Source organism: Luteitalea sp., from assembly GCF_044337415.1.
Classification (GTDB): Bacteria; Acidobacteriota; Vicinamibacteria; order Vicinamibacterales; family Vicinamibacteraceae; genus Luteitalea.
Map to the genome: position 1 here is coordinate 18,863 of NZ_JBIINP010000044.1, position 10,007 is coordinate 28,869.

At 70.4% G+C, this 10,007-nt stretch carries 7 protein-coding genes; 2 read left to right on the top strand and 5 right to left on the bottom strand.

Annotated features, from left to right (window positions below):
* Position 1 precedes the first annotated feature (1 nt).
* Complete coding sequence (locus tag ACIRDX_RS09520) at positions 2-817, bottom strand: tol-pal system YbgF family protein (RefSeq protein WP_396625181.1); 816 nt, start codon at positions 815-817, stop codon at positions 2-4.
* 19 nt (positions 818-836) lie between these two features.
* Positions 837-1,448 carry an RNA polymerase sigma factor gene (locus ACIRDX_RS09525; RefSeq protein ID WP_396625182.1) on the bottom strand — a complete coding sequence of 204 codons (612 nt, stop codon included), beginning with the start codon at positions 1,446-1,448 and terminating at the stop codon, positions 837-839.
* Positions 1,449-1,670: 222 nt separating this feature from the next.
* Between ACIRDX_RS09525 and ACIRDX_RS09530 the strand changes: the two genes are divergently transcribed.
* On the top strand, positions 1,671-2,867 hold the full coding sequence (locus ACIRDX_RS09530; RefSeq protein WP_396625183.1) for a glycoside hydrolase family 172 protein: 1,197 nt from the start codon (positions 1,671-1,673) through the stop codon (positions 2,865-2,867).
* A 131-nt stretch (positions 2,868-2,998) separates the two neighbouring features.
* Here ACIRDX_RS09530 and ACIRDX_RS09535 read toward each other — a convergent pair whose 3' ends face one another.
* From ACIRDX_RS09535 to mmuM, 3 genes are all read right to left on the bottom strand, one after another.
* On the bottom strand, positions 2,999-4,582 hold the full coding sequence (locus ACIRDX_RS09535) for an AbgT family transporter (protein WP_396625184.1): 1,584 nt from the start codon (positions 4,580-4,582) through the stop codon (positions 2,999-3,001).
* 250 nt (positions 4,583-4,832) lie between these two features.
* Positions 4,833-6,029 carry an aldose epimerase family protein gene (locus ACIRDX_RS09540; RefSeq protein WP_396625185.1) on the bottom strand — a complete coding sequence of 399 codons (1,197 nt, stop codon included), beginning with the start codon at positions 6,027-6,029 and terminating at the stop codon, positions 4,833-4,835.
* A gap of 120 nt (positions 6,030-6,149) precedes the next feature.
* Positions 6,150-7,070, bottom strand: a complete 921-nt coding sequence (gene mmuM / locus ACIRDX_RS09545; protein WP_396625186.1) for a homocysteine S-methyltransferase — start codon at positions 7,068-7,070, stop codon at positions 6,150-6,152.
* 141 nt (positions 7,071-7,211) lie between these two features.
* On the opposite strand from mmuM, the gene ACIRDX_RS09550 reads away from it, so the two are divergent.
* A partial coding sequence (locus tag ACIRDX_RS09550) for a PSD1 and planctomycete cytochrome C domain-containing protein (protein WP_396625187.1) occupies positions 7,212-10,007 on the top strand: 2,796 nt, incomplete at its 3' end.

Consider the following 10,007-nt stretch of genomic DNA (forward strand, 5'->3'; position numbering starts at 1 on the left):
TTCAGCGCGCCTGCTCGAGGGCCTGCAGCACGCGCCGCGCCTCGCCTGCCGTGGTCGCTCGGCTGGCGACGGCGGCATCGAGCATCTCGCGCGCGGCGGCGCGGTCGCCGCGCAGCAGCGCGGCCTTGCCGAGATAGAAGGCGCTCTCGCGCGCGTAGGGCTGGCGCCCGCTGGCGCGCACGGCCTCGAGGGCGACCGTGGCCTCGGTCGAGTCCCCTCGCATCAGGTCCGCAATGCCCTTGTAGAAGTGGGCCTCAGCCGTGTCGAGTCCGGCCAGGCGCCCCGAGGCGACGGCCCAGTCCTGGCCGACGTACGCCTCCATCGCCGCCTCGAAGTCCGTCCCGGCCGTGCCACGCGTGGTCACGGGCAGGTACGGCGGTGGCGTGACCAGTGCGAGGGCCGTGAGGCCGAGCGTGTCCGGGCGACTCGCGGGGATGGTCGGCCCGAGGGCGGCAGTGCCACCGGGCATGTCCGGCGTCACGACGGGGGGCGTCGCGCGGGGGACAGGCGCCTGGCGCGAGACGAGCAGGCCCGTCAGGCCGAGCACGAGCAGCGCGGCCACCGCGCCGAGCCACCAAGGCAGGCGTCGCGCCGGCACGAGGGGGTCGTCGACGGGCAGCACGACGCCGACGGGTCCGGCGGGCAGGTCGCGACGGGCCAGGGCGGCCTGTGCCGCCTGATAGCGCTCGACCCGCGCGAGGCAGGCGTCGCAGTCGAAGAGGTGATCCTCGAATGCGGACAGCTCTGGCTCGGCCAGGTCGCTGGTCACGTATCGGAGGACCTGCGCGTCGTCCGGGAAGCGAGTGCAGGCGCTCATCGATGGTGAGTGGTCGACTCTACATCGAACGTGACAGGCCCGGCGAGGGCCGGCCCGCCAGGGGCCCACTCCCCGATGACCGGCCGGCATCGAAGGCGTCCATGAGCCGCCGCTGGGCCCGCAGCTTGCGGGCGCGCGCGGCCTCGGGCGAGATGCCGAGGCGAGTCGCCACGTCGCCGGGCTTGCACCCCTCGACGAGGATCAGCCGCAGCACCTGCTGGTCGGCGACGGGCAGGCGGTCGAGCGCCCGCTCCACGTCGAGGCGACGCACGTCGGCGTCCTCGGAGTCCTGCTGGACGACGTCGCCGTCGAGGGTCTCGAGGTCGTGCCGGCTCGCGGCGCGGAACTCGGACCGGACGATGTTGCGGGCGATACCCGCGGCAAAGGCGGGGAGCGCCGCGGGGTCGCGGAGGGCGCCCCGGCGGAGTTCGAGCAGCAGCGCAATCATGGCGTCCTGCGCCAGGTCGTTCACCAGGTCGGGCCGCCGCGTGCGCGCCAGGCAGAGCACCCGCATGCGGGGCATGAACCGGTGCGCCAGTTCGGCTTCGGCGTCGGGATCGCCAGCCCGCAGACGCGCCACGAGGGCGGCGTCATCGGTCGGCGGCTGGGACACGGCAAGGGCTGTGGTCATTGCGGACAGGACAGGCGGCTCTCCTTCCACAACGCCGGCACGAGGAGAACTGAACAGGCATCGTTGTCATGCTACCGCCGGAGACGGGCATCCTGCAGGCGGAAACCGCCCGGCCGGCCCAACTGGACGTCCTGCGGTCGGTGGTCTGGCGGCACGCGCGACTGCCAAAGGGCAGGCTGTGGCGCCGTTTGCGTTCGTGGGCGGTCCGCAGTAGATCACCCCATGCGCACACGCCTGCTCGTGGTCACCGGCCTCGTCGCCCTGGCGACGACGACCATCGACTCCCAATCGCCGGGCTCGCTGATGCAGGGCTGGCTGACGCTGCAGCCGGGCGTCAGGAGCCTGCGGGTCAGCAGCTTCGACCGCAGCGGCGGCAACAACGACCGGCTGGAGAAGATCCCGCAGGGCGAGCGCCGCGTGCTGGCCGACATCAGGGGCCCCGGCCAGATCACCCACATCTGGGTGACCATCGCCCCGCCCCCGCCGACCGTCTCGCGGCACGACATCATCCTGCGGATGTACTGGGACGACGAGACGACGCCGAGCGTCGAGGCGCCCATCGGCGAGTTCTTCGGCCAGGGATGGAACGAGAGTTACCCGATGGCCGCGCTGCCGCTGGCCGCCGGGCCGCGCGAGGGCCGCGCGATGGTGAGCTACTTCCCGATGCCCTTCAGGTCGCGGGCGCGCATCGAGGTGGAGAACGACACCGGCCGCACCATCGACGCCTTCTACTACTACGTCGACTACGAGCAGTTGCCGTCGCTGCCGCCAGACACGCCGTACTTCCACGCGTGGTACAGCCACGAGCTCACCGAGGCGCAGTCCTACGGCGAGAACGAGTGGAACACGCTGGGCCCGGAACAGAAGAACACGACGAGCGCCGGCAACTTCCTCGTCGCCGACATCACCGGGCGCGGGCACTACGTGGGCATGAACTACTACGTCCATTCACCCTCGCCGATGTGGTACGGCGAGGGCGACGACCTCTTCCAGGTGGACGGCGAGGCGTGGCCAGGATCACTGCACGGCACGGGCACCGAGGACTACTTCAACACGTCGTGGTCGCCCGACAACCTCTACCAGCACCCGTTCTTCGGCTATGCGCGCGTCGATGGCGAGACCGGCTGGCTGGGCCGCACGCACGTGTACCGGTTCCACCTCACCGACCCGGTCCGGTTCCAGAAGTCGCTGCGCGTGTCGATCGAGCACGGCCACGACAACAACCTCACGCTCGACCTCGCGACGGTCGCGTACTGGTATCAGGCCGAGCCCCACAAGGCCTTCCCGGCGTTCCCCGACAAGGAGTCGCGCAAGCTGATGCCCAGCATCGGCCCCAGCGAGATCCACCGCTGGCGCGATGCGTGGCGCAAGTCGATGGGCAATGGGTCGAAGCTGTGGGGGAACGAGCGACCGAGGTAATTCGAAATTGGAGAACGTGAAATTCTCGCGGCGCGGGCCTCCGGCCACGCGCCTCGGGATATCGCGAGGGGCAGCGCGGCGAGAGCCGCGCGCCCCCGTCGATTTCGAATGTCGAATTTCGAATTGCCACCTCAGCGCGGAGTGAACGCGTAGCCTGCATCGATCCCGAGCGGCAGCCCGAGCGCCCACCACGCGAGCAGCATCACGATCTGCAGCACGAGATACATCACGCCAAGTGGCAGGACGAGGGCCATGATCGTCCCCAGCCCGCAGGTCGTCACGTAGCGCCGACAGAACGCCAGCACCAGCGGGAAGTAGGGGAACACCGGCGACATCAGGTTCATCGGACCGTCTCCGATCCGGAAGGCAGCCTGCGTCAGGTGCGGCGACAGCCCGGCGCTCATGAGCATCGGCACCAGGATCGGCGCGAGCAGCGCCCACTTGGCCGAGGCCGACGGCACGATCACGTCGAGCGCGAACGTCAGCGCGATCACGCCGAGGATGGTCACGACGCTGGGCAATCCCGATGCACGGAGCAGATCGGCGCCGGTCACCGCCACGAGCGCGCCGATGTTCGAGTCGGTGAAGGTCTTCGTGAACAACGCCGCGAAGAAGACCATCACCAGGTAGTAGCTCATCGACCCCATCGTCGAGGTCATGCCGTCGATGGCGTCACGGTGCGTGCGCATCGTGCCGGCCACCCATCCGTAGGCCAGCGACGGAAAGGCCGCGAGCACGAGCAGCATCGGTGTCAGGCCGCGCATGAGTGGCGCCCCGGCGCCCGTGAGCGTGCCGTCGGGACCGCGGAACGGCGAGACCGACGGCCAGGTCGCCCACGCGAGCGCGGCGAAGAGCGCCAGGCTCGTCAGTGCGGCCGCCACCAATCCCTGGACCTCGCGACTGGTGAGCGGCGGCGCCGACGGCATCAGCGCCGGATCGCCATCCACGGCGATCCCGGCCACGCGCGGCGCAATCATGCGGTCCACCATCCACCAGGTGGCGGGCACGGAGACGATGGCGATCGACGCCGCGAGCCAGTAGTTGTTCAGCGGCGTCACCGCGAAGGTCGGGTCGATGACGCGGGCACTCCCCTCGGTGAATCCCGCGAGGACGGCGTCGAGGCTCTGCGGAATGAGGCTGCCGAACAGCAGGCCCGCGAGCGGCGCGAAACTGGCGACGATACCCAGCAGCGGGTGACGACCGGCGACGTGGAACAGCGCCGCGCTCAGCGGCAGGAGAACGACGATCGCCGAGTCGGAGAGGACGTGCGCAAGGATGGCGGCCAGCACGACCAGCGGGGTCAGCAGGCGCACCGGCGCGATGGCCAGCACGGCACGCAGTGCCGACGCCAGCAGCCCGGACCGCTCCGCGAGCCCCACGCCCAGGACCATCACGAGCACCATGCCGAACGGCGGGAACGTGACGTAGGTGAGCGTCATGCCGGCGAGGAAGGTCGCCAGCGACTGCAGCGTCAGCTGATCGTTGACGCGCAAGGGCGTGCCGTTGCGCGGGTCGACGAGGCCGAAGTCGGTGCCGGCCAGCAGGTGCGACAGCACCCACGTGGCGATGAACGCGATCAGGAACAGCAGGATGGGGTCGGGGCAGCGGTTGCCCAGGCGCTCGACGAAATCGAGCCACCGCCCCACGAGGGTGCGTCGCTGCGGCGCCACGGGAGCGGTGACCGCCTCCGGGACAAGGACCTCGTGCACGGGCATGTGACTGACGACTCCTCCCGCCAAGGCATGCGTCCGAGCCGCGGCGCCTGTGCCGGCGTGTGGGTCCTGCGTCCGACTGATGAGCTATCGCATGGTATGCCCCTGGTGGAACCCCTGCAATTCGAAATTGGACATGCGAAAGGCTCGGCGGCTCGGCCTGATCGGCCTTCGCTCGCACGCAACATCCCGAGGCGCGTGGCCGAAGGCCCGCGCCCCGAGAATTTCACATGTCGAATTTCAAATTGCCGCCTCAGCGCACGCCGAACGTGTACGCCGTACTCTCCCTGTACGTCTCGCCGGGCTTGAGGATCGTGGTCGGGAACTCCGGCTTGTTCGGCGAGTCCGGGAAGTGCTGCGTCTCGAGGCAGAGGCCCGAGCGCTTCGGGTAGACCTTGCCGCCCTTGCCGGTGATGGTGCCGTCGAGGAAGTTGCCCGTGTAGAACTGCACGCCAGGCTGCGTCGTTGCCACCGTCATCGTGCGGCCCGTCGTCGGCTCGTGCACCGTGACGACCGGCTCGAGGCCGGCGGCCGCGCGCGTAAAGACCATGTTGTGGTCGTAGCCGCCACCGGCCTTGATCTGCGGATGGTCGGCGTCGATCCGCGCGCCGATGGCGGTGGCCTTCCGGAAGTCGAACGGCGTGCCCTCGACGGTGGCCAGCTGGCCCGTCGGGATCAGCCCGGCGTCGACCGGCGTGTAGCGGTCGGCCTTGATCTCGATCTCGTGCTTCAGGATGTCGCCCGAGCCGGCGCCCGCCAGGTTGAAGTAGGTGTGCTGCGTGAGGTTGACCGGCGTCGCCTTGTCGGTCGTGGCCTCGTAGTCGAAGCGCAGGGTGTTGTCGCTGGTGAGCGTGTAGGTCACCTTCATCGCCAGCGTGCCCGGGTAGCCCATGTCGCCGTCCGGGCTCGTGTGCGTGAAGACCACGCCCACGAGGTCGCCGTGCTCGAAGGGCTCGGCCTTCCAGACCTTCTTGTCGAAGCCCTGCGGACCGCCGTGCAGGTGGTTCTCGCCGTTGTTGATGGGCAGTGTGTAGGTCTTGCCGTCGAGCGTGAAGGTGCCCTTGCCGATCCGGTTGCCGTACCGCCCGACGATGCAGCCGAAGAACGGCGACTTGTCGAGATAGCCCTGCAGCGAGTCGTAGCCCAGCACGACATCGGCGAGCTGGCCGGCCTTGTCGGGCACCTTGAGCGACGTGATGATGCCGCCGTAGGTGATGGCCGTCACCGACATGCCCGAGGCATTGGTGAAGGTGAAGGCCTCGACGGCCGTGCCGTCCGGCAGTTGTCCGAAGGGGGCTCTGGTCATGGCGGGTGTGCGAGCCGGCGCGGGGGCCGGCGTGGAGGAGGGCGCGGGCGCCTCGGGCGTGGAGGAGCCGCAGGCGCCTCCCAGGGTGGCCGCCAGCAGCAGCGGCAGCAGTGATAGCGAGTGACGACGGACGGGTGCCTGCATCGGCGGCCTCCTGAAGCGGGCGCCACGGTACCACAGACCACAGTCTCGGACCGTCGAGGACACAGCCGGTGCCACTGGCGCGCATGGCAACGCCCCTCAGGACCTCGGCAACGCGGGACGTCAGGCGATGGTGCGCGCGTCGACGAGCTCGCGGACCCTGCGGATATCCGCGGGCGTGGTGCGGCAGCAGCCGCCGAGCCACGACGCGCCGGTGTCGATCCACTCGTCCACGAACGTCGTGAAGCGGGTGGCCGTGCCCTCCCAGCAGTGGGCGCCGGCATTCCACACCTCGCCGGAGTTCGGGTACACGACGATCGGCTTGGCGCTTTCCCGGGCGATCGCGCGCACGAGCGACGTCACGAGGGCCGGGTCCACGCAGTTGATCCCGATCGCCACCACCTGGGCCTCCGCGTCGAGGAACCGTGCGCAGTCCGCGATCGCGTCATCGGCTGACGTGTGCGCACCGTCGCGACAGGTGAAGGTGACCCAGGCCCGGGCGGACGGGTGCTCATGCAACACGCGCACGATGGCCCGCGCCTCGAGCAGGGAGGGGATCGTCTCGCACGCGAGGAGGTCGGGTGCGGCGCCCAGGAGCGTGGTCAGGCGCGGACGGTGAAAGGCGGCGAGGGCGTCTTCATCCAGCCCGTAGTCGCCGCGGTACTCAGACCCGTCGTGGAGGGTGGCGCCATACGGCCCGATCGAGGCGGCGACGCGGAGCGTGCGGCCGGACTCCGGGTGGCGGGCGTGGAATCGGTCCCGCGCCGCGCGTGCCAACACCACCGAGCGCTGCAGGAGGGCATCGGTGTCCTCGCGTGAGTACCCGCGTGCGGCGAAACCGGCCTCACTCGCCTGGTAGCTGGCGGAGATGGCGATGTCGGCACCGGCCTCGAAGTAGTCGAGGTGGACGGCCTCGATGGCGTCAGGGGCGTCGGCGAGGAGCCGAGCCGACCAGAGGGCGTCCGAGAGATCGAACCCACGAGCGTCGAGTTCGGTCGCAAGCCCGCCGTCGAGGACCATCAGGCGCGTTCCCGGATGCGGCATTGGCGATTCTCCTCGAGGGTCGCCCGCTGTCTGCGCTGCGGACCTGACAGGCTTTCCACCTCGTCCGGGTACTCTACCCGCAAAGGGCGCGACGAATGGACAGGGCCCTCCGTGATCCGGCATCATCCGGGTGTTCCCCCGATGCCCACGCCACGACGCGTCCGACGGCTCGCCCTGCCCGTCCTCCTGCTGGTTTCCGCGCTCGGCCCCTGGCGGCCGGCGTGGCTGGAGGCCCAGGTCCCCTCCCCCGCGCAGCCGGCAAAGGTCGACTTCGCGTCGCAGATCGAGCCCATCCTCCGCGCGCAGTGCTACGAGTGCCACGGCGAGAAGAAGGCGCGCGGCAAGCTCCGCCTGCATGTCCGTGATCTCGCGCTGAAGGGCGGTGCGACGGGCCCCTTGCTGGTCTCCGGCGACAGCGCGAAGAGCTACCTGCTGCAGCGCATCCTCGGCGAGGGCGGCGAGGATCGGATGCCGCTCGACGAGGACCCGCTCACGCCCGAGCAGACGGCCCTCGTTCGCGCGTGGATCGATCAGGGCGCCGAGTGGCCCGCGGGCCCGGCGACGCCGACCGCGCAGACCGTCGAGGAGCACTGGGCCTACGTCGCCCCGAAGAAGGCGCCGCTGCCCGCCGTGTCGCAGGAGGCCTGGGCGCGCACACCGGTGGACCGGTTCGTGCTCGCGCGGCTCGGCGCCGAGAAGCTGCTGCCCTCGCACGAGGCCTCGAAGGAGGCGCTGCTGCGCCGCGTGTCGCTCGACCTCACGGGCCTGCCACCCACCCTCGCCGAGCTCGACGCCTTCCTCGCCGACACCCGCCCCGACGCCTACGAGCGCGTCGTCGATCGCCTGCTCGCCTCGCCGCACTTCGGCGAGCGCTGGGCGCGGCAGTGGCTCGACCTCGCCCGCTACGCCGACAGCAACGGCTTCGAGGCCGACCGCCTGCGCTCGATGTGGCCCTATCGCGACTGGGTGATCGACGCGTTCAATGCCGACATGCCGTTCGACCGGTTCACCGTCGAGCAGATCGCCGGCGACATGCTGCCTGGCGCCACGCGCGCCCAGCGCATCGCCAGCGGCTTCCACCGCAACGCGATGAGCAACGAGGAAGGCGGCGTCGATCCGGAGGAGGCGCTGTACGAGGTGCTCGTCGATCGCGTCAACACCACGAGCACCGTGTGGATGGGGAGCACGCTCGCGTGCGCGCAGTGCCACAACCACAAGTACGACCCGTTCAGCCAGAAGGACTACTTCCGGGTGATGGCGTTCTTCGCCAACCCGGCCTACACGGTCGACAAGCACGGCGCGGGGTTCAAGTACACGGAGCCGCAGGTCGACCTCGCGACGCCCGAGCAGGACGCGAAGCGGACAGCCCTCAAGGCCGAGCTGAAGGCCGCCGAGGATGCACTTGCGGCCGACACGTCGGCCCGCACCGCCGCCCAGGCGCGGTGGGAGGCGTCGTTGGCCGAGACCGGCCGCGGCTGGTCGACGCTCGTGCCGAGCCACGCGACCGCGACCAACGGCGCGCAGCTGTCGGTGCGCGACGACGGCAGCGTGCTGGCGAGCGGTCCGAATCCGCAGGTGACGGTGTATTCGGTGCAGGCCACGACGGAGGCCACGGGACTCACCAGCCTGCGCCTCGAGGCGCTGCTCGACCCGTCGCTGCCCAAGCAGGGCCCCGGGCGCGACCCGTACGGGCACTTCCGCCTGACGGGCGTCCGCGTGTTCGTGGCGCCCGCCAGTGCGCCGGCCAATCGGCGCCGCATCGAGTTCACGGCCGTGAATGGCGACGGCAACGTGTCGCGCGGCGACCTGCTGACGCTCACCACGGACGCCCCCGCCACGTACGCGCGGCTCGGCCGCGCCTGGGTGGTGGACGCGGTGCGCGACGGCTGGCGCGTGCCCTTCCAGTTGGTGCTCGTGCCGAAGGCGCCGCTCGGCGAGCCGGGCGGCACGGTCATCACCGTCGAACTCGTGCACGACGACGGGACCATCGGGCAGGGGCTCGGCCGTTTCCGACTGTCGGCGACCAACGCGCCGGAGCCGCTGAAGGCCGTGTCGATCACGGCGCGCACGCGCGCGGCGCTCGACAAGCCGCTGGCGGCGCGCAGCGAGGACGAAGCGAAGCTGCTCGCCGGGCAGTTCCGTGAGCAGGACGCCCTGTTCGAGGCCGAGCGCAAGGAGATCGCGCGGCTGAAGAAGGCGCTCGACGACCTGAAGCTGCCGACCACGCTTGTCATGGAGGAGAAGCCGTCGTTCGAGCGGCCCTCCACCTTCCTGCGCGAGCGCGGCGCGTTCACCGCGCCGGGCGAGAAGGTCTACGCCAACACGCCCTCGTCGCTGCCGTCGATGGGCGACGACCTGCCGCCCAACCGCCTGGGCCTGGCGCGCTGGCTCGTGCGGCGCGACAACCCGCTTACCGCCCGCGTCGCCGTGAACCGGTACTGGGAAGCGCTCTTCGGGCGCGGGCTCGTCGAGACGAGCGAGGACTTCGGCACGATGGGCGCGATGCCGTCGCATCCGGAGCTGCTCGACTGGCTCGCCGTCGACTTCATGGAGCAGGGCTGGAGCCTCAAGCGCCTGCTGCGTACGCTCGTGCTGTCGTCGACGTACCGACAGGACTCCACGGTGACGCCGGCGCTGCAGGCGCGCGACCCGTACAACCGCCTCTTTGCCCGCGGACCGCGTTTCCGCCTGGAAGCCGAGATGGTGCGCGACGTCGCGTTGGCGGCGAGTGGGCAGCTGAGCCGGAAGATTGGCGGCCCGAGCGTGTTCCCTGCGCAGCCGCCCAACATCTGGGACAACCCGTACGACAACTCGCGCTGGATCGAGAGCACCGGCGAGGATCGGTACCGTCGCAGCCTCTACACGTTCCACCGCCGGACGGCGCCGTACCCGATGTTCACGACCTTCGACGGCACGAGCCGCGAGTTCTGCACCGTG